19 protein-coding genes and 1 pseudogene are annotated in these 18,562 nt (G+C 60.2%); 6 read left to right on the top strand and 14 right to left on the bottom strand.

The window, feature by feature from the left end; genetic code table 11:
• Positions 1-57: 57 nt before the first annotated feature.
• The 9 genes and pseudogenes from D882_RS0124415 to D882_RS1000000132745 form a co-directional block, all read right to left on the bottom strand.
• Positions 58-822, bottom strand: coding sequence for an ABC transporter ATP-binding protein (locus D882_RS0124415; RefSeq protein WP_027925665.1), 765 nt, complete (start codon positions 820-822; stop codon positions 58-60).
• Positions 823-835: 13 nt separating this feature from the next.
• On the bottom strand, positions 836-1,954 hold the full coding sequence (locus D882_RS0124410) for a succinylglutamate desuccinylase/aspartoacylase family protein (RefSeq protein ID WP_027925664.1): 1,119 nt from the start codon (positions 1,952-1,954) through the stop codon (positions 836-838).
• Positions 1,955-1,978: 24 nt separating this feature from the next.
• Entirely contained in the window at positions 1,979-2,689 is a 711-nt protein-coding gene (locus D882_RS0124405) for an ABC transporter permease (protein WP_027925663.1), read from the bottom strand.
• Positions 2,686-3,414: an ABC transporter permease gene (locus D882_RS0124400; RefSeq protein WP_027925662.1), complete on the bottom strand. Its 729-nt coding sequence runs from the start codon at positions 3,412-3,414 to the stop codon at positions 2,686-2,688. Before D882_RS0124400 ends, D882_RS0124405 begins: the two co-directional genes overlap by 4 nt.
• A gap of 57 nt (positions 3,415-3,471) precedes the next feature.
• Positions 3,472-4,254 carry a transporter substrate-binding domain-containing protein gene (locus D882_RS0124395; protein ID WP_027925661.1) on the bottom strand — a complete coding sequence of 261 codons (783 nt, stop codon included), beginning with the start codon at positions 4,252-4,254 and terminating at the stop codon, positions 3,472-3,474.
• 310 nt (positions 4,255-4,564) lie between these two features.
• Entirely contained in the window at positions 4,565-6,253 is a 1,689-nt protein-coding gene (locus D882_RS0124390; protein WP_027925660.1) for an ATP-dependent DNA ligase, read from the bottom strand.
• Positions 6,250-7,284, bottom strand: coding sequence for a ligase-associated DNA damage response exonuclease (locus tag D882_RS0124385; protein ID WP_027925659.1), 1,035 nt, complete (start codon positions 7,282-7,284; stop codon positions 6,250-6,252). The genes D882_RS0124390 and D882_RS0124385 overlap by 4 nt, the downstream gene beginning before the upstream one ends.
• A gap of 189 nt (positions 7,285-7,473) precedes the next feature.
• Positions 7,474-9,924 carry a penicillin acylase family protein gene (locus tag D882_RS0124380; RefSeq protein WP_027925658.1) on the bottom strand — a complete coding sequence of 817 codons (2,451 nt, stop codon included), beginning with the start codon at positions 9,922-9,924 and terminating at the stop codon, positions 7,474-7,476.
• 228 nt (positions 9,925-10,152) lie between these two features.
• A pseudogene (locus D882_RS1000000132745) lies at positions 10,153-10,230 on the bottom strand (thiol:disulfide oxidoreductase); the annotation flags it as partial.
• A 122-nt stretch (positions 10,231-10,352) separates the two neighbouring features.
• Here D882_RS1000000132745 and D882_RS0124375 point away from each other — a divergent pair.
• Positions 10,353-10,910, top strand: a complete 558-nt coding sequence (locus tag D882_RS0124375; protein WP_027925657.1) for a cysteine hydrolase family protein — start codon at positions 10,353-10,355, stop codon at positions 10,908-10,910.
• Between the two features lie 183 nt (positions 10,911-11,093).
• Here D882_RS0124375 and D882_RS0124370 read toward each other — a convergent pair whose 3' ends face one another.
• The 4 genes from D882_RS0124370 to D882_RS0124355 all read right to left on the bottom strand — a co-directional run bounded on the left by D882_RS0124370 (position 11,094) and on the right by D882_RS0124355 (position 12,938).
• The gene (locus D882_RS0124370) at positions 11,094-11,303 is read right to left on the bottom strand and encodes an SEC-C metal-binding domain-containing protein (protein ID WP_007906737.1); all 210 of its coding nucleotides are present in this window, start codon (positions 11,301-11,303) and stop codon (positions 11,094-11,096) included.
• Positions 11,300-11,794 (bottom strand): LEA type 2 family protein, encoded by a 495-nt coding sequence (locus tag D882_RS0124365; protein ID WP_027925656.1) that lies wholly within the window; start codon positions 11,792-11,794, stop codon positions 11,300-11,302. Before D882_RS0124365 ends, D882_RS0124370 begins: the two co-directional genes overlap by 4 nt.
• Before the next feature lie 165 nt (positions 11,795-11,959).
• Positions 11,960-12,436 (bottom strand): YchJ family protein, encoded by a 477-nt coding sequence (locus D882_RS0124360; RefSeq protein WP_027925655.1) that lies wholly within the window; start codon positions 12,434-12,436, stop codon positions 11,960-11,962.
• A 4-nt stretch (positions 12,437-12,440) separates the two neighbouring features.
• On the bottom strand, positions 12,441-12,938 hold the full coding sequence (locus D882_RS0124355; RefSeq protein WP_027925654.1) for a DUF6231 family protein: 498 nt from the start codon (positions 12,936-12,938) through the stop codon (positions 12,441-12,443).
• 189 nt (positions 12,939-13,127) lie between these two features.
• Between D882_RS0124355 and D882_RS0124350 the strand changes: the two genes are divergently transcribed.
• The 4 genes from D882_RS0124350 (at position 13,128) to D882_RS0124335 (ending at position 15,805) form a co-directional block, all read left to right on the top strand.
• On the top strand, positions 13,128-13,817 hold the full coding sequence (locus D882_RS0124350) for an OmpA family protein (RefSeq protein WP_027925653.1): 690 nt from the start codon (positions 13,128-13,130) through the stop codon (positions 13,815-13,817).
• A 91-nt stretch (positions 13,818-13,908) separates the two neighbouring features.
• Positions 13,909-14,628 (top strand): OmpA family protein, encoded by a 720-nt coding sequence (locus D882_RS0124345; protein WP_027925652.1) that lies wholly within the window; start codon positions 13,909-13,911, stop codon positions 14,626-14,628.
• A 147-nt stretch (positions 14,629-14,775) separates the two neighbouring features.
• Positions 14,776-15,054: a DUF1145 domain-containing protein gene (locus D882_RS0124340; protein WP_027925651.1), complete on the top strand. Its 279-nt coding sequence runs from the start codon at positions 14,776-14,778 to the stop codon at positions 15,052-15,054.
• Entirely contained in the window at positions 15,047-15,805 is a 759-nt protein-coding gene (locus D882_RS0124335; protein ID WP_027925650.1) for a hypothetical protein, read from the top strand. Before D882_RS0124340 ends, D882_RS0124335 begins: the two co-directional genes overlap by 8 nt.
• 36 nt (positions 15,806-15,841) lie before the next feature.
• On the opposite strand, the gene D882_RS0124330 is transcribed toward D882_RS0124335, so the two are convergent.
• Positions 15,842-16,306: a CopD family protein gene (locus D882_RS0124330; RefSeq protein WP_027925649.1), complete on the bottom strand. Its 465-nt coding sequence runs from the start codon at positions 16,304-16,306 to the stop codon at positions 15,842-15,844.
• A 99-nt stretch (positions 16,307-16,405) separates the two neighbouring features.
• On the opposite strand from D882_RS0124330, the gene dinG reads away from it, so the two are divergent.
• On the top strand, positions 16,406-18,550 hold the full coding sequence (gene dinG / locus D882_RS0124325) for an ATP-dependent DNA helicase DinG (protein ID WP_027925648.1): 2,145 nt from the start codon (positions 16,406-16,408) through the stop codon (positions 18,548-18,550).
• Positions 18,551-18,562 lie beyond the last annotated feature (12 nt).

Here is an 18,562-nt window from a genome sequence, read left to right as displayed (position 1 = left end):
ATGGCGGTCTCAAGGATGCCATCGCGAGCAAGCTTTGCTCCTGCAGGAAGGTATGGATTACTTGAGGTTGCCGCTGAGAAACTGCTTTAGCCGTTCGCTCTTCGGATTGCCCAGCACGTCGTCCGGCGCGCCTTCTTCTTCCACCAGCCCCTGGTGCAGGAACAGCACCTGGCTCGAGACTTTGCGGGCGAAGCTCATTTCGTGCGTCACCATTATCATGGTCCGGCCTTCTTCGGCCAGGCCCTGGATCACGCGCAGTACTTCACCCACCAGTTCCGGGTCGAGCGCCGAGGTCGGTTCGTCAAATAGCATGACTTCCGGTTCCATGGCCAATGCGCGAGCAATCGCGACTCGTTGCTGCTGACCACCGGACAGGAACGCCGGGTACTGGTCAGCGACGCGCGCGGCCAGGCCAACCTTGTCCAGATAACGCCGCGCGCGGTCTTCGGCCTCTTCCTTGCTGCAACCCAACACCCGGCGCGGGGCCATGGTGATGTTTTCCAGTACGGTCATGTGGCTCCACAGGTTGAAGTGCTGGAACACCATGGCCAGGCGAGTGCGGATTCGTTGCAGTTCATTGGCATCGGCCACGTGCATGCCGTGGCGATCCTTGATCATGCGGATATTCTGGCCGTCCAGGCTCATCGCGCCGTCGTTGGGCTGTTCGAGAAAGTTGATGCAACGCAGAAAGGTACTTTTACCCGAGCCGCTGGCGCCGATCAGGCTGATCACGTCGCCGGTGTTGGCCTTGAGCGAAACGCCTTTGAGGACTTGATGATCGCCGTAGCTTTTATGCAGGCCTTCGATGGTCAGTTTGTACATGGGGCAGACATCCTCAAGGCGAAAGTAGGTAGCCGCTGCGATAGGCTTCGGCGCCCGCGACATGCGCGATCACCATGCCAGCAGTGGCCATGCGCCGTAGCGAGCGGGCGTACATCAACCCGGCGGCGGTGCAATGAACGGGGGTGACGCGATCGTTGATCGGGTCAATGATTTCGGCGATCAATTGCCCGGCTTCGAGGTATTCCCCCGGCAGTGCGGTGAACACCAGCAAACCACCGACCGGCGTTTCCACAGGTTCGACGCCGGCCAGCGGCGTGGCCGGGTAGGGCAGTTCGGGCAGTGGCGCCGGTTCGCCGGCGATGGCGCCGAAGTGAATCAGGTAATCGATCAGGGCCTGGCAATCGAGGCTGGCCAGCGGATGATTGACGTCACCCTGGCCGCGCAATTCGACGGTTACCGAGAAACTGCCCAGCGGAATGTCGAAGCGTTCGCCGAAGCGCTCCTTCAACTGCCACCAGAGCAGGGTGAAACACTCATCGAACGATTGGCCGCCGGAATCCGTGGCCAGCAAACTCGCCTCGGCACCGATGTAGCGCGCCAGCGGCTCGACCTGCGGCCAGGCTTCGGGCGTGGTGTAGAGGTGCGCGACGGCTTCGAAATCGCAATGCAGGTCCAGCACCATGTCCGCGTCGCAGGCCAGCCGTTGCAGGGTCAGGCGCTGGGATTGCAGTTGGGTGCTGGCGGTTTGCCGGGCGAGGGCGTTGCGCAAACTGTCGCGAATCAGCCCGAGGTTGCGCTGCGGATCGTCACCGAGTTGGGCTTCGATCTCGTTGCCGACCGCTTCGCTGACATCGACGAACCAGCGGTTGAAGTTCTGCCCGCTTTCGAGCTCGTAACGGCCCAGCGGCACATCCATCAACACTTGCTCCAGGCCCACCGGGTTGGCCACGGGAACCAACACGATTTCGCTGCGCAGGCGGCCACTGGCTTCAAGCTCCGCCAGGCGTTGCTTGAGGTGCCAGGCCACGAGCATACCGGGCATTTCGTCGGCGTGCAGGGACGACTGGATGTAGATCTTGCCTTGGGCCGACGTGGGGCCGTAATGAAAACTGTGAATCTGTCGTGCAGTCCCCGGCAGCGGGGCCAGCAGGTCATGAATCTGGTGGCGCATGTCTCTTTATCCCTAAAGCGGGTCCTAGTGGGTCGGCCCGAGGAAGGCCAGCCAGCGGCGTTCGGCGAGACGGAACAGGCCGACCAGCGCGAAGGTCACGGTCAGGTAGATCAGCGCGGCAATGCCGAACGACTGAAAGGTCAGGAAGGTCGCCGAGTTGGCGTCCCGAGCGACTTTCAAAATGTCCGGGATGGTCGCGGTGAACGCCACGGTCGTTGAGTGCAGCATCAGGATCACTTCGTTGCTGTAATACGGCAACGAGCGACGCAGGGCCGACGGCATGATCACGTAGGCGTACAGCTTCCAGCCGGTCAGGCCGTAGGCTTTGGCGGCTTCGACTTCACCGTGGTTCATGCTGCGAATCGCCCCGGCGAAAATCTCCGTGGTGTAGGCGCAGGTGTTCAGGGCGAAGGCGAGGATGGTGCAGTTCATCGCGTCGCGAAAGAACGCATCCAGCACCGGCTGAGCCCGAATGGCCGCCAGGCTGTAGATCCCCGTGTAACAGATCAATAGCTGGATATAGAGCGGCGTCCCGCGAAACAGATAGGTATAGAACTGCACCGGCCAACGGATGTAGAAGCGCGGCGACACACGGGCGATGGACAGCGGGATCGACACGATAAAACCGAAGAAGATCGAAGCGCTGAGCAGCCACATCGTCATGGCCAGGCCGGTGATGTTGTTGCCGTCGCTATAGAGGAAGGGTTTCCAGTATTCCTGCAGAAGTTCGATCATCGTACGGCCTCCCGGGTACCGGCGGAGTAACGACGTTCAAGCCAGCGCAGAATGAAGTTGGACGCGCTGGTGATCACCAGGTAGATCAGCGCGGCAAGGACCAGGAAATAAAACAGCTGATAGGTGCTTTTACCGGCGTCCTGAGCAGCCTTGACCAGATCGGCAAGGCCGATGATCGACACCAGGGCCGTGGCCTTGAGCATCACCATCCAGTTGTTACCGATACCCGGCAGGGCATAACGCATCATTTGCGGGAACACGACGATCCAGAAACGCTGGCCGCGCTTGAGGCCATAAGCGGTGGCTGCTTCGACCTGACCCCGTGGGACGGCGAGAATCGCGCCACGGAAGGTTTCGGTGAAATACGCGCCATAGATGAAGCCAAGGGTGATGACCCCGGCGCTGAACGGGTTGATCTCGATGTATTCCCATTCCATGTAATCGGTCAGCGACGTCAGCCAGGTTTGCAGGCTGTAGAAAATCAGCAGCATCAGGACCAGGTCCGGAACGCCGCGAATAAGGGTGGTGTAAAGCTGGGCAGGCACGCGCATCAGTTTGACTTTTGACAGCTTGGCACTGGCGCCGAGTAGCCCGAGCAACACGGCCACCAATAACGACAACGCCGACAACTTGATCGTCATCCAGGTGCCTTGCATCAGCAACGGACCGAAGCCCTTGAGGCTGAAGGCAGAGAGCCCCAGATTTTGTAATAGGTTTTCGAACATAAAATCAGCAACCTGATCGGATGAAAAAAGCGCCCATCGCGAGATGGGCGCCGGGCATTATTTGCCGCTGTACAGATTCAGATCGCCAAAGTGTTTCTTCTGAATGGTGGCGTAAGTGCCATCATCGTGTAACGCTTTGATACCTTTATCCAAAAGTGCCTTCAGCTCGGTGTTACCTTTCTTAATGCCGATGGCGGTTTTGGCTGGCAGCAAATGGTCGTCGACCGGCTTGCTGACATCATAGTCGGCGCCTTGTGGCGACTTCAGGAAGCCCAGTTCGGCTTGCAGCATGTCCTGAATCCCTGCGTCGAGACGACCGGAGGTCAAGTCGGCGTAGACCTGATCCTGGTTGGCGTAGGCCTGGGTTTTCACGCCAGCCTTGTCCAGAACGGCTTTTGCATAGGCTTCCTGGATGGTGCCTTGCTCGTAGCCGACGGTTTTGCCCTTGAGCGAAGCGACATCTGCGGTGACGCCAGAACCTTTCTTCGACACGTAAGCGGTTGGGCCGGAGAACAGCTCGCTGGAGAAGTCGATGACTTTTTCGCGGGCTTCGGTGACGGTCATCGACGAGATCACACCGTCGAATTTATTGGCCTTGAGGCCCGGAATCATGCCGTCGAAATCGCTTTCGACCCATTTGCACTTGACCTTCAGCTCGGCGCAGATCGCGTTCCCCAGATCGATATCGAAGCCTACCAGGCTACCGTCGGCCGCTTTCGACTCGAACGGTGCGTAGGAAGGGTCAACGCCAAAACGCAGTTCCTTGTATTCCTTTGCCATGGCAGAACCAGCAGCCATGCACAACGCCAGTGCAGAAAGGGTCAGCAATGCTTTTTTCATTATTCAATCCCTAAGAACCAATATGAGCGCTTGTGGCGCAGAATTATTGTTACTGGTAAGCGTAAGACCTATTGAAAGTAGCAATTTCCGAACCAGAGTCCCGAACAAGCGTTTTAAAAGGTCATACAAGAAGTGACTGCGCGGGAATTGTGCACGAAAACGGGCGTCGTGGAAGTGCTGCACCAAGATGGTTCATGTCGGCACAAATTAATGTAGGAGTGAGCCTGCTCTCGATAGCGGTGTGTCAGTTAACAAAGGGTGCCTGACACACCGCTATCGCAAGCAAGCTCGGCTCCTACAGGGTATCGGGTTAGCTGAGCAGATTTTGCAGGGTGCCCAGATTGTCAGCGTCTTCGACTGATTTGTCCTGACGCCAGCGCAGCATCCTGGGGAAACGCACAGCGATCCCGCTTTTGTGGCGTTTTGACAGGGCAATGCCTTCGAACCCCAGCTCAAACACCAGGCTGGGTTTCACGCTGCTCACCGGGCCGAATTTCTCCACCGTGGTTTTGCGCACGATGCTGTCGACCTGGCGCATTTCTTCGTCAGTGAGTCCTGAATAAGCCTTGGCAAACGGCACCAGTGTACGTTCGCTGGCGTCGGGTGGGCCGTCCCAGACCGCGAAGGTGTAATCGCTGTAGAGACTGGCCCGCCTTCCGTGGCCTCGTTGGGCATAGATCAGCACCGCATCGACGCTGAACGGGTCGACTTTCCATTTCCACCACACGCCCATGTCCTTGGTCCGACCCACGCCGTACAGCGCATCCCGCGCCTTGAGCATCATGCCTTCGACGCCGAGACGGCGGGAGGCTTCCCTTTGGCGGGCGAGGTCGAACCAGTCATCGCCGGTCAACATCGGGGAGAGCAGTAACACCGGGTCATGGCAGGTGGCGATCAACTGCTCCAATTGCGTGCGACGCCGGGCCTGCGGCTGCGTGCGCCAGTCCTCACCGGCCCACTCCAGCAGGTCGTAAGCGAGCAGGACCACCGGCACCTCATCGAGGATTTTCTTGCCGAGGATCTTGCGTCCGATGCGCTGCTGCAACAGGGCAAACGGTTGCACGGAGGGGGCGGCGGGAGAGGCTGGATCGAAGGCATCTTCGGTGTCGGGGCGGACGCTTTTCCAAGCAACGATTTCGCCGTCGATCACGGTGCCGTCGGGTAAGCCGTGCACCAGGTGATCGAACTCGGGAAAGCGCTCTGTCACCAACTCTTCACCCCGGGACCAGATCCACAAACGCCCGTCGCGCTTGACCACTTGGGCGCGGATGCCATCCCATTTCCATTCCACCAGCCATTGGCTGGCGGGGCCAAGCAACCCATCGAATTGCTCGACCGGTTGCGACAGCGCATGGGCCAGAAAAAAAGGATACGGCTGACCGCCCCGTTCAGCGTGTTCACCTGCGGATTCGGCGGCGATCAGTTTCAGATAACTCGCCGCATTCGGGCGATTTGTCAGGTCGGTGTACGCGACCATGCGCTGGGCCACGCGTTTGCTGTCGAGCCCGGCCATGGCCGCCAATGCACGGGTCACCAGCAGCTTGGAGACGCCCACGCGGAAGCTGCCGGTGATCAGTTTGATGCACAACATCAGGCTGGCGCGATCCAGTTGCGCCCAGAGTTCGGGCAGGCGCTCGGCAAGCACTTCGGGCGACTCGCCGCGCAAGGGCAGCAGCTTGTCTTCAATCCAGACCGCCAATCCGTCGGTGGAGCGGTGCGGCGATTCGGGCAACACCAGCGAGATGGTTTCCGCCAGATCACCCACCGCTTGATAACTTTCTTCGAACAGCCAGGGTTCAAGCCCGGAAACGGCTTGCGCCAATTCACGCAGCACGCGCACGGGGACCAATTGCCGGGGCCGCCCACCGGACAAAAAATACACTGCCCATGCGGCATCTTGCGGTGAGGCCTGGGCAAAGTAGTGTTGCATCGCGGCCAGTTTGGCATTGCTCGACGTGGTGGCGTCGAGTCCGGCGTACAGCTCGGCGAATGCCTTCATGCCAGCACCTTGTCTTTCTCGGGTTCGATCCCGGCGTTTTCTTCCTCGTCGTCGCCGTACTCGGTGTCGAAGCTTTGTGCATCCAGACCTTGTTCGCGCAGATGGCGTACCAGCACGCCGACCGAACCGTGGGTCACCATGACTCGCTCGGCGCCGGTCTGTTCAATCGCCCACAACAGGCCCGGCCAATCGGCATGGTCGGACAGGACAAATCCGCGGTCGACTCCGCGCCGGCGGCGGGTGCCACGCAAACGCATCCAGCCGCTGGCGAAGCCGTCGCTGTACTCGCCGAAACGCCGCATCCAGGTGCTGGCGCCCGCCGACGGCGGGGCGATGATCAGGGCTTTGCGCATCATCGGGTCGCTCTTTTTGACTTCGCCGGCATAGATCGTGGGCGGCAGATAAACGCCGCTCTGGCGATACACCTGGTTGAGCGGCTCCACGGCGCCGTGCACCAGAATGGGGCCGAGGCTGGCGTCGATGCCGTGGAGAATGCGCTGGGCTTTGCCAAACGAGTAGCAGAACAGCACGCTGGCAATGTCGGCGGCGGCATTGGCCTGCCACCACTGATTGATCTCGGCAAACACCTGTGCCTGAGGTTGCCAGCGATAGATCGGCAGGCCGAAGGTCGATTCGGTGATGAACGTGTGGCACCGCACCGGTTCGAAGGGCGCGCACGTGCCGTCGGCTTCCGTCTTGTAATCCCCCGAGGCAACCCAGACCTCGCCCCCGTACTCCAGACGCACCTGGGCCGATCCGAGGACATGGCCGGCGGGGTGAAAACTGAGGGTGACGCCATGATGGTTGAGGGGCTGACCGTAAGGCAGGGTTTGCAAATTGATGTCGGCACCGAGGCGAGCGCGCAGGATGCCTTCGCCGGCTGACGCGGCCAGGTAATGACGATTGCCGCTACGAGCATGGTCGCTGTGAGCATGGGTGATGATCGCGCGTTCGACCGGCCGCCACGGGTCGATGTAGAAATCCCCGGCCGGGCAGTACAAACCTTCAGGACGCGCGATAACAAGTTCCATGTCGTTACCAAAATGGAGGGACTTGTTAGCTATGAGGTTGGCGTGAAGCCAGAAGTTCTATCGAGATTTCAATGACGAGAAACATTCCCCCTGTAGGCGTGAGCCTGCTCGCGATAGCGGTGTGTCAGTCACTCAAAATGGTAGCTGACACACCGCTGTCGCGAGCAGGCTCACGCTACAGGATCGGGGTTATTTGCCGGGTGTCAGGGTCAACTGAGTCTTGCCGTACACCTTGTCAAAGTTCTGCGGCTGCATCGGCAGGCTCATGTATTGCCCTTTGAGCCAAGGATCGATGCTGTTCAGATAATTAGGGCTGGCAGGGTTGCCCGACTGACCGGTGCCGTTCTGGCCCATCAGCGGTTCGGCCTGGCCGAAGTCGACGATGAAGCGCATGGCCGGTGCCAGGGTGGTGTTGAAATCCTGACCCCAGGCGAACGCCGCGGTGTTCAGCGTGGTGTGGTCCCCGCCTGCCGCAACCGGGCCGCGAACAGTCTGGCCATTGGCGTTTTTCCATTCGTAGCGGTGCAGTTTGCCCCACTGCCAGGCCTTGTGATCGCCACCCAACTGGCTGTCGCCAGCGCTGATCGCTGCCGCCAGACTGCGCGCGAGGATCGCCGGTTTGTCTTCTTTCTGCGGTGTGCGGGCGTCATCCCAGAACGGACTGTCTTCGCGCCCCAGCAGATGATCGGCCTGCGCCGCGTAGGACAACTTGCCATTGGCCACGAAGGCTTTCCACGTCGGGCTGCTTTCCGGACCCAGCTCGTCGAGGAAGATTTGCTTCATGCTTTCCTGGAGGAACAATTGGTAAATCGCTGCATCGGCGGAGGTCGTGCTGAGCTTGCCGTCGAACGCCATCAGGCGGGTATAGGCCTCGTGAGCCTTGCCGCGATCGGCAGCCGGCAGCGCTTCAATCGCCTGCTTGAGCGGTTGGGACATGCCCGGTGCTTCAAACATTTTCTTCAGCTTGGCGGCGAAGGTGGTGGTCTGGTCGTATTGCATTGCGATCACGCTGCGCGTGTCGTGTTTGCCAGCGCCCGCCAGTTCGGCCAGACGTTCACCACGTTCCGGCGCTGCCCAGGAATTGGACAGTTGCATGCCGTAGCCATGGGGAATGACGCGCTGGTTGGCGGTGCCGAGCCAGCCTTGGGCCGGGTCCTGGTCGTAGGGGTGCAGCATCGGGTCGGCGTAACCGTCCCAGTCGTAGCGACCTTCCCAGCCCGGCGATGGCAGCAAGCCTTCGCCTTCGCGACGGTTCGGGTAGCGGCCGGTAACTTGCCAGCCAATGTTGCTCGCATCGGCAAACACCAGGTTAAGGGCGATGGCGCGGATTTCGCGGCTGGCGTCCGAGGCTTTCTCGACGGTTTGGGCCCGGGACAGGTCGAAAAACGCGTCCAGGGATTTGTCATCGGTGAAGCTCGGCATTTGCAGGGCCAGGCCGAAACCGTTGGCCAGCGTGGTGCCCTGGGCGCTGTTGAGCAGTGGACCGTGACGGGTTTCGTACACCGCTTCACGAATCGGCCGCTGGCCTTTGACGAAGTAGGTTTCGTTGCGCACGATGGCGGGCTGCCATTTGCCGCCGACTTCGTAGGTGAGGCCGTTGCCCTGGCGTTTGATTTTTTCCAGGAACAGGTCCTGGTTGTCGCCCATGACCGTGGTCATGCTCCAGGCCACTTTGCCGTTGAAACCACCGAGCACCATCGGCAAACCGGCGATGGTCACGCCCGCCGCCTGATATTTCGGCGCGCGGATCTGCACGTAGCTGAACAGCGACGGCACGCCCAATGGGCCGTGGCTGTCACTGGCCAAAATGCTTTTGCCCGTGCGGCTGCGTTGCGGGCCGATCGCCCAGTTGTTCGACGAGGTGGCGCCCAACAGATTCAGGTCGGACAGTTGCCCCGTGGCTTTACTGATTTCGGCCAGTCCGGGAATCGCGCCGTTGAGCTTGATGCCCTGCAGTTTGTCGGCTTCGCCCAGCGGCAGTTTTTCATCGGGCGCGGACGGCGTCAGCCACGCGAGTTTGTCGGTGGTGACGGTCTGGGCCAGCATCAACGAGGAAATTTCTTCCGGCAGGTTGGCCGACTGGCTGAAGTTCAGCAGGCAGAAAATCAGCGCCGAATCTTCCGGTTTCCAGTATTCAGGCTTGTAGCCGGTGGCCGCGAGGTCGGCTGGCAGCTTGTCGCGGTAGCGGAACAGGTAGGCGTTGACGCCGCGCGCATAGACTTCGAAGAAGCGTTTGAGGCGCGGCGAAGAGGCTTTATACAGCTCGCCGGCGCTTTTCTTCAGATTGACCGCGCGCATGTAGCGATCAGCGTCCAACAGGTCGGCGCCGGACATTTCTGCCAGACGACCTTCGGCCAACAGGCGCAGGGTGACCATTTGCGTGATGCGGTCGCTGGCGTGGACGTAACCCAGGGCGAACAACGCGTCGTGGAAGCTGTTGCTTTCGATCAGCGGCATGCCCATGGCATTGCGACGTACCGAAACGTTCTGCGCCAAGCCCTTGAGCGGCTGCACACCGGAAGTCGGCGGGAGGGTGTCCTGGGCGTTCCAGGTCTGACAACCGGACAGGCTCAAGACACCGGCTACTGCTGCGGCAACGCCGAACCGGGGAAGAAAATGTGTAAGGGCTGGCGAGGCCATGGCAAAGCTCCTGCGGGGGTAAAGGCGCAATAAAGGCGCTACGTTAGTGAGCAGGAGGAGGGCGCGCAAGCGGCGGGCGGGGTTATTTCAAGATTTGTCTGACGAAGATCGTTCCCACGCTCTGCGTGGGAATGCCTCAACGGGCGCTCCGCATTCGGCTTTGGATGGACGCAGAGCGTCCCGGGCTGCATTCCCACGCAGAGCGTGGGAATGATCTTGGGGAAAGGGTCAGGATTTTGGTGGGTTGATTTTGGCCGCCAGGGCATAGGCTTTGACGGTCGCCGGACGGTTCTGGATGTGGTTGAACCCAGGTGGGGACAGCAACCGCGGGCATCAGGTCGTCCTGTTTGCGTTCGATGGCTTGCCTGTGAGAGGAGGTGATGCTGAAGTGCGTGAAATTCAATGACCCCGCAGGAGAAAAAACCGGCATGGAGCTCAAGACCCGCGCAGCACTCGTCATCATCGATCAACAAAAAGGCATTCTGCATCCCCGGCTCGGTCGCCGGAATAATCCTCAAGCCGAGGAGCGAATTCTTGATCTGTTGGCGTTTTGGCGCCGAACCGGGCGGCCGGTGATTCACGTGCAGCACCTGTCTCGCTCACCGGATTCAGTGTTCTGGCCACAGCAGTCGGGGGTGGAATTTCAGGAGCGGTTCCAGCCAAAGACCGGCGAACAACTGATCCAGAAACAGGTGCCGGATGCCTTTTGTGCGACGGGGCTGGAGGCGAGTTTGCGCGAGGCGGGGATTGAGCAATTGGTGATTGTGGGGGTGGCAACGAATAACTCGGTGGAGTCCACGGCGCGAACGGCCGGGAATCTGGGATTTGAGGCGTGGGTGGCGGAGGACGCGTGTTTTACCTTCGATAAGGCGGACTATTTTGGCAAGGCGCGTTCAGCCGAGGACGTGCATGCGATGTCGCTGGGGAATTTGCACGGGGAGTATGCGACGGTTTTAAGCACTGAGCAGATTCTGCAGGTTGACTGAAAACCCTGTGGGAGCGAGCTTGCTCGCGATAGCGGTCTGGCTGAAAAATTGATAGTGAATGTGATGTAGTCATCGCGAGCAAGCTCGCTCCCACAGGGGTTTATGTTGGACACAAATCCAATGTGGGGGTGGGCTTGCTCGCGAAGGCGATTCAACCGGCGAAGAAATTCTTCGCCCGAAGCATCAAGCGCCGTGGCACTTCTTGAATTTCTTGCCATTGCCGCACGGGCAAGGGTCGTTGCGGCCGACGTCTTTCAGGGCGTTGCGCACCGGTTCCTGGTGAGCGTGGCCGCAGTTCGGACCGTGAACATGGCCATGGTCGTGATCATGGTGGTCGTGATGGTCATGATCGTGGTTACAGTCAGGGCCATGGACGTGGGGTTGCTGGGTCATCGGGTGTGCTCCGGAATTAAATCGGCGGGGATTATCACGCCATTGCGCGCAAGGTGCACGTCATGCGCGATGAATAAACCGGTTTGCAGTACACCTTCCAGACGATAGGGAATGGGTTGGTCGGGTTTTTTCAGCATTTTCACCAGATCGCGCACCTTGGGCCACAGGTTGGTCCGGATCGGAACCTTGAAGTAAGCGCTGTGTTTGGGGCCGACCGTAAACCAGTGATCGTACTCACCTTCGGTCAGCAAGATGTCACCCAAGTGAATTCGGTACTCGAGGCTGCGCACGGTCAAGTCACTGTCGTTGGGGTTGTCGATGCGAAAGTGCAGCAAAAATTTCTGCTCCAGCAGTTTTGCCCGCACGACTTCGACCTTGACCAGATGCACTTCGGGGTCCGGCTCGTCATCCTCGAACCACGACGCACAGCCAGCGAGCCCCAGAAACAGGAGCAGGCTGAGCAGATAAAGTGCGTGTCGCCGGGTGATCATGGTCGTGTATCTCCCTTGAACCTGTAGCAGCTGCCGAAGGCTGCGTCCGACTGCGAAGCAGTCGTATTCCTGTCACCTCTATCCCACTGAAACAACGCGCTGCCTGATTTCACGACCGCTCCGCAGCCGAACGCAGCCTCCGGCAGCTGCTACAGGTCGCTCACCTCAACTGTTGAAATACCCCGCGCAACATTTCTTGAATTTCTGCCCGCTGGCGCATGGACAGGCGTCATTGCGCCCGGCCTTGAGTTGCACGGTCGGATCGATGAAGTACCAGTGGCCGGCGTTCTGCACGAAGGACGAGCGCTCGCGGTGGCTGTGTTCGCCGCTGCCATCGTGCCAGCGCGCGGTGAAGGTCACGAAGGCGTGTTCCGGCTGGCCGCCGAAGACTTCGGAGCTTTCCACCTCCAGGCCCAGCCAGGTGCTTTGAGCGCTCCAGTCGCTGATGGACTGACGATTCAGGCCGGCCTGTTGCGCGGGCAGGGTAGTCGCCACCAGATAGTCGATCAGCCCCAGCACGTAGGCGCTGTAGCGCGAGCGCATCAAGGCTTCGGCACACGGCGCCGGATGCCCGGCGTGGTAATGACCGCAGCAGGCATCGAGCAAGGTGCCGCTGCCGCAAGGGCAAATGGATGTACTCATTGCATTACCACCAATATTTCCCGAAGTTTTCCGGATTGGCCCAAAAGCGTGAGTTGAGCCAGTCGGGTACTTGTTTGTAGTCAAGCAGATCATAGGTGAACAGGGTCAACACTTGTTCATCGCGCTGGAAGCGCTCGCTGGCTTGCAGGGCCAGGGAGAAAAAATCCGTCTCCTGCCAGCCGCTGGCCGACAAGTCCGCCAGCACCGCAATGCGGCTGGCGTTGAGGTTGCGGATCCCGCCGAGCAGGTTCAAGCCGTCGCGCTTTGGCAAGTGTTCGAGGCAATCGACCGCCAGCGCCAGATCAAACCGGCGTGCCGCCAGTTCCGCCGGCAACGGTCCCGGTGCCGTGTGGGCGACACACGTATCCGGGTGCGCAAGCTTGAAGGCTTCCAGGGCGGGAAACTCACTGGCCCCGATCAGCAACAGCTGCGCGGGAGCGTAAAGGTCCAGCAAAGCGGCCAACGCCTGTTGCGGTGTGCGCGAAGAAATAGCTGCAATCATCAAAGATCCTCAATCAGAGCACCAAGACTAGCCTGCCCAAACGTCCGGGCCTAGAGCGGGTTTAGCGCAAATGCGCCAATCCGTCGTGTACACGGGATAAAACAGCAATGGCCTATTGCTGGCGGAGTTTAATAGTCGGGTCTTTACTACCTGAATCGGTTCTAAGCCGATCCCTCAGGAGAAAACTAGATGAGCATAGTTCGGACAGCATTACCCTTGGTTCTGCTCACCAGTGTGTTGACTGGTTGCGCAGGTTTGCAGAAAACCGACTGGCCGACCTGTGCGGCTGTCGGTGGTGTCGTGGGTGCGGGTCTCGGCGCGACCGAGAGCTCCGCGTGGGCAGGCTATGGCGCGCTGCTCGTCGGCGGCACGGCAGCGGCCTATTGCTGGGTTCACGGTGATGGCGACGAAGACGGTGATGGTGTACCGGATAGCCGCGACAAGTGCCCGGGCACACCGCACGGCGTGACAGTCGATGCCAACGGTTGCCCTCCACCTGCACCGGTGGTTGAAGAGGCTGTTGTGGTCAAGGAAGAAACCATCGTCATCCGCGATGTTCACTTCCAGTTTGACAAAGCCACCCTCACACCATCCGACAAGCAGGTCCTCGACAAGATCGCCACTCGCTTGAAGGCGGAAGCGCCTACCGCTCAACTGACCGTTACCGGCCATACCGACAGCGTGGGCAGCGATGCCTACAACCAGAAACTGTCGGATAAACGCGCTCACTCGGTGGTTGAGTACCTCATCGAGCAAGGCGTGCCACGTAGCAGCTTCGTGTCTGTAGTAGGTGCCGGTGAAAGCCAGCCGGTCGCCGATAACAAAACGGCTGACGGCCGCGCGATGAACCGTCGCACGGAAATCAAAATCAACCGTTAAAGTCCCTTCCGCTCCGTGGCTTGTATAGTCGCGGATGCGGGTCTTTACTCCTGTGTAACCGGTATGGGCCGGTAACACAGGAGCTTTCAATATGAGCGTTCTCACAAGGACCGTCCTACCGGTTCTGCTGCTTGGCAGCCTGTTGACCGGTTGCGCAACTCACAGTGATGGCACTGCCCCCCTCAATCAACGCACCTGGCCAATCTGCAGCGTCATAGGCGGGCTGGTGGGTGGCGGTTTGGGCGCCATCGAAAGTGGCGGCTGGGCGGCCGGAGGAGCAGCGCTCGGAATCCTGACTGGCGGCTTGATCTGTTACGCCCAGGATGGCGACGAAGATGGCGACGGCGTTTTTGATCGACGTGATCGTTGCCCCGATACTCCCGCCAATACGCCGGTCGAACATCATGGTTGCCCGCTGCCGCAATACCCAGCCAGCGTGAAACCTGTCGAACCTGTACCCGAAGAAGTCATCACCCTCAGCGATGCGGGCGATGTGCTGTTTGCGTTCAATCAATCTGACCTGACCCCGTCTGCGCAGAATCAGCTGACTGCGCTGATGCCGAAATTGCAAAGCGCCGATGTGGTGAGTATCAAGGTGGTCGGCCATACCGACAGTGTCGGTTCCGATGCCTACAACCAAATGTTGTCGGAACGTCGCGCCACCAGCGTGGCAGCCTATCTGATGAACCAGGGGCTGGACCCGAACAAACTCACCAGTGAAGGCAAGGGCGAAAGTGAGCCCATCGCCGATAACGCGACTGACGAAGGCCGCGCGAAAAACCGTCGCGTGGAATTGCATATCAATCGCTAAGCCGCGATATAGAGCCATCGGCCCGCCAATAAGGGGGGGCGATGGCCATTCGGCGGTCTTCATGAAGAATTTTCCGTTGCCCTCTGGCGCATCCCGCGTGGAAGCCGTTACTGTGCGCCCAAAGAATAATGATCAGCGGGGGAGCGTATGAAGGTGTTTTGGGGGCTGGGGAAGTTATTGACCCTGCTGTTCTGGCTGGTGGTGCTGGTCAATCTGCTCACGTCGTTTGTTTATCCGTTGCACCCATTGGTCAATCTGGCCGGGGGCCTGCTGGCACTGTTCCATCTGCTGGAGCTGGTGTTCTGCAACCGCAGCCTCAAAGGCCGCGCCCACCCTTGGCGTGATCGCTTGCAGATTGCCATTTTCGGCGTCTTCCATCTTCAAACCATCCCGGCTCCCTCCGCACCGAAGGCTTCCCATGCGTAATCTCTGTCTGCTCGCCGCATTTATCAGTCCATTGGCCTGCGCTCAGGTTGTCAGTGTCGAAGCCAACTCGTTGATGCGCCTGCCCAACACGGCCAGCACCTTGCAACTGGAGCGGCTGGAAGTCGCGGATTACGGCACTTTGCTGATTCCTTCGAATGTCACCGAAGTGACGGTGGGCGAATTGCACCTGGGGCGTGAAGCGCGAATTGCCATCGTGCCGGGTGAACAACCGCTGGAATTTAAAGTGCACCGTGCCGAGTTGTCGGAAGGCAGTCAGATCACCGCGCGGGGCGCGCCGGGGAGTTTCCAGAAGGCGGCACGCTCGGGGCGCAATCTGAACTTGCAGATCAAGGCGTTGACCGCTCCGCAATTGTTGGTCGATGCTCGCGGCGGTGCGGGCGCACCGGGGTTTTTCGGTCTTGACGGCGCCAATGGCCAGGATCCGGGTTGTACCTATGGTCAGGCCGGTCGCGGTGCCGATGGCAGCGATGGCAGTGATGGTCAGCCGGGGGCTGCGGGCGCACTGGTGAAGCTGGAAGTGCCGCGCGATTTCCCGGCGGATAAAATCAAGGTGCAGGTCGCTGGCGGTGCCGGCGGTCTTGCAGGTCCTGGTGGTAAACCGGGGGCGGGTGGCCAGGCCAAAGGCTGCCTGGTGTACAAGGCCGATGGCGGCAAAAGTGGCCGTCCGGGAGCGGATGGCCAGCCTGGTCCTGCCGGGGCGGCGGGTTCGGTAACGGTTCAGCGGTTGTAATCCTGATCGTTCCCACGCAGAGCGTGGGAACGATCATCAGAACATCGGCCGGGCCGCAGCAATCGCCACCAGCAACAGACCCACCATCAAATTAATCCCCACCAACCGCCGAATCTTCCCGAGCACGGCTGCACCCGTCGGCCAATCCTGCGCGTTCACTGCAATGCGCAACTCCGGCAGCATCAGCGCCTGGATCCGGATAAACAGCGCCGTCATCACCACGTACAACCCCATCATCACCTGCACATAACGCGGCGCGGCCTCAAACCCGGCGTATTGCAGATGAATCATGCCGACCCCGCTGATCGGCAGCAGCACTACCGCGACCCAGACCCAGCGGAAAAAACCTTGAAACACTTCCACCCACAGCTTCAGCCGGGCGGGGCCTTCCAGCGCCTTCATGGCCGCGGGGCGCAAAACCATCCAGGCGAAAAACATGCCGCCCACCCACACCAGGGCGGACAGGACATGCAGGGTATAAACGATGCCAAAAGGTGTCATTGGGGTACTCCGTTCTGCGCGGGATTAATTAGCGGGGTATGATAGCCGCCGAACCGAACCACTGAAAATTTATCCAGCGTTTTTAGCGCCCGACAATCCATGATCAGCACCGAACTCAAAACCACGATCCAGGGCGCCTATTCGCGTTTTCTCGAAGCCAAGAGCCTCAAGCCGCGCTACGGCCAACGCCTGATGATCGCCGAAATTGCCAAGGTCCTCGGGGATATCGACACCGACGACGAAGGCCGGCGCAGTGGCGACCCCGCGATTGTTGCGGTGGAAGCCGGCACCGGTACCGGCAAAACCGTGGCCTACAGCCTGGCGGCGATCCCGACCGCCAAGGCTGCCGGCAAACGCCTGGTCATCGCCACGGCCACCGTCGCCCTGCAAGAGCAGATCGTCTACAAGGATTTGCCCGATTTGATGCGCAACAGCGGGCTGAATTTCAGCTTCGCGTTGGCCAAGGGCCGTGGGCGCTACATGTGCCTGTCCAAGCTCGACATGTTGCTGCAGGAAGGCCACGCACAAACGGCCACGGCGCAGTTGTTCGAAGAAGAAGGCTTCAAGATCGAGGTCGACGAGGCCAGTCAGAAGCTGTTCACCAGCATGATCGAAAAACTCGCCGGCAATAAATGGGACGGCGACCGCGACAGTTGGTCGACGGCGCTGGAAGATGCCGACTGGGCGCGTCTGACCACCGATCACAGCCAGTGCACCAACCGCCATTGCCCGAACTTCGGCCAGTGCGCCTTTTATAAGGCCCGCGAAGGCATGGGCAAGGTTGACGTGATCGTCACCAACCACGACATGGTGCTGGCCGACCTGGCCTTGGGCGGCGGTGCCGTGCTGCCAGACCCGCGCGACACCATCTACGTGTTCGACGAAGGTCACCACCTGCCAGACAAGGCCATCGGCCACTTCGCCCATTACACGCGCCTGCGTTCCACTGCCGACTGGCTGGAAACCACCGCGAAAAACCTCACCAAACTGCTGGCCCAGCACCCGCTGCCCGGCGATTTGGGCAAGTTGATCGAGCAAGTGCCGGAACTGGCCCGCGAGATCAAGACCCAGCAACAATTCATGTTCACCGCCTGCGAGCAGGTCGCCGATTTCAAACCCGGCGAAGACGTCGAAGGCCGCGAGCGGCCGCGTCATCGCTTCGTCGGCGGGGTGATTCCCGAGCACATGCGCGAGATGGGTGTCGAGCTGAAGAAGGGCTTTGCCCGGCTCACCGACCTGTTCACCCGACTCACCGAGTTGCTCAAGGAAGGCATGGACGGCGAGGTCAACATCGGCATCGCCAGCAATCAGGCCGAAGAGTGGTACCCACTGTTCGGCAGCCTGTTGTCCCGTTCCTCGGGCAATTGGGAGTTGTGGGTGGCGTTCACCGCTGAAGACCCGGAAGACAACCCGCCCATGGCCCGTTGGCTGACGTTGGCCGAAAGCGGTTCGCTGTTCGACATCGAGGTCAACGCCAGCCCGATCCTTGCCGCAGAAATGCTTCGGCGCAATCTGTGGAACGTCGCTTACGGCGCATTAGTGACCTCGGCAACCCTGACGGCCCTCGGCACGTTCGACCGTTTTCGCATGCGCGCCGGCCTGCCGAAAAAAGCCGTGACTGCCGTGGTCCCAAGCCCGTTTCACCACGCCGATGCCGGCGTGCTGCGCGTGCCGGACCTGAAAGCCGATCCGCGGGATGCACCGGCCCACACCGCGGCGATCATTCGTGACTTGCCGCAACTGGTTGAAGGCTCCCGGGGCACGCTGGTGCTGTTTTCTTCCCGCAAACAGATGCAGGACGTGTTCGACGGCCTCGACCGCGACTGGCGCAAGCAAGTGTTCATTCAAGGCAACCTGTCGAAGCAGGAAACCTTGAACAAGCACAAGGCACGTGTCGATGGCGGGGATTCCAGTGTGCTGTTCGGCCTCGCAAGTTTTGCCGAAGGGGTCGACTTGCCGGGCGCGTACTGCGAGCACGTGGTGATCGCGAAGATCCCGTTCTCGGTGCCGGATGATCCCGTCGAAGCCGCGCTGGCGGAATGGATCGAGGCCCGTGGCGGCAATCCGTTCATGGAAATCTCCGTGCCGGATGCCTCGCTGAAACTGGTCCAGGCCTGCGGTCGCTTGCTGCGTACCGAAGAGGATCGCGGCACCATCACCTTGCTCGATCGACGTCTGGTCACCCAGCGTTACGGCAAAGCCATCCTCAATGCGCTTCCGCCATTTCGCCGCGAAATTTCCTGATACACCGGTGGG

Origin of the sequence: Pseudomonas sp. URMO17WK12:I12, assembly GCF_000514395.1 — a bacterium.
Classification (GTDB): Bacteria; Pseudomonadota; Gammaproteobacteria; order Pseudomonadales; family Pseudomonadaceae; genus Aquipseudomonas; species Aquipseudomonas mucoides.
The sequence above is the reverse complement of the archived record's forward strand: the minus strand, read 5'-3'. Positions and strand labels throughout refer to the sequence as shown.

Bases quoted from the DNA above. Each gene is read 5' to 3' on its own strand.
- D882_RS0124415 (WP_027925665.1), bottom strand. From the start codon at position 822: ATGTACAAACTGACCATCGAAGGCCTGCATAAAAGCTACGGCGATCAT.
- D882_RS0124410 (WP_027925664.1), bottom strand. From the start codon at position 1,954: ATGCGCCACCAGATTCATGACCTGCTGGCCCCGCTGCCGGGGACTGCA.
- D882_RS0124405 (WP_027925663.1), bottom strand. From the start codon at position 2,689: ATGATCGAACTTCTGCAGGAATACTGGAAACCCTTCCTCTATAGCGAC.
- D882_RS0124400 (WP_027925662.1), bottom strand. From the start codon at position 3,414: ATGTTCGAAAACCTATTACAAAATCTGGGGCTCTCTGCCTTCAGCCTC.
- D882_RS0124395 (WP_027925661.1), bottom strand. From the start codon at position 4,254: ATGAAAAAAGCATTGCTGACCCTTTCTGCACTGGCGTTGTGCATGGCT.
- D882_RS0124390 (WP_027925660.1), bottom strand. From the start codon at position 6,253: ATGAAGGCATTCGCCGAGCTGTACGCCGGACTCGACGCCACCACGTCG.
- D882_RS0124385 (WP_027925659.1), bottom strand. From the start codon at position 7,284: ATGGAACTTGTTATCGCGCGTCCTGAAGGTTTGTACTGCCCGGCCGGG.
- D882_RS0124380 (WP_027925658.1), bottom strand. From the start codon at position 9,924: ATGGCCTCGCCAGCCCTTACACATTTTCTTCCCCGGTTCGGCGTTGCC.
- D882_RS0124375 (WP_027925657.1), top strand. From the start codon at position 10,353: ATGGAGCTCAAGACCCGCGCAGCACTCGTCATCATCGATCAACAAAAA.
- D882_RS0124370 (WP_007906737.1), bottom strand. From the start codon at position 11,303: ATGACCCAGCAACCCCACGTCCATGGCCCTGACTGTAACCACGATCAT.
- D882_RS0124365 (WP_027925656.1), bottom strand. From the start codon at position 11,794: ATGATCACCCGGCGACACGCACTTTATCTGCTCAGCCTGCTCCTGTTT.
- D882_RS0124360 (WP_027925655.1), bottom strand. From the start codon at position 12,436: ATGAGTACATCCATTTGCCCTTGCGGCAGCGGCACCTTGCTCGATGCC.
- D882_RS0124355 (WP_027925654.1), bottom strand. From the start codon at position 12,938: ATGATTGCAGCTATTTCTTCGCGCACACCGCAACAGGCGTTGGCCGCT.
- D882_RS0124350 (WP_027925653.1), top strand. From the start codon at position 13,128: ATGAGCATAGTTCGGACAGCATTACCCTTGGTTCTGCTCACCAGTGTG.
- D882_RS0124345 (WP_027925652.1), top strand. From the start codon at position 13,909: ATGAGCGTTCTCACAAGGACCGTCCTACCGGTTCTGCTGCTTGGCAGC.
- D882_RS0124340 (WP_027925651.1), top strand. From the start codon at position 14,776: ATGAAGGTGTTTTGGGGGCTGGGGAAGTTATTGACCCTGCTGTTCTGG.
- D882_RS0124335 (WP_027925650.1), top strand. From the start codon at position 15,047: ATGCGTAATCTCTGTCTGCTCGCCGCATTTATCAGTCCATTGGCCTGC.
- D882_RS0124330 (WP_027925649.1), bottom strand. From the start codon at position 16,306: ATGACACCTTTTGGCATCGTTTATACCCTGCATGTCCTGTCCGCCCTG.
- dinG (WP_027925648.1), top strand. From the start codon at position 16,406: ATGATCAGCACCGAACTCAAAACCACGATCCAGGGCGCCTATTCGCGT.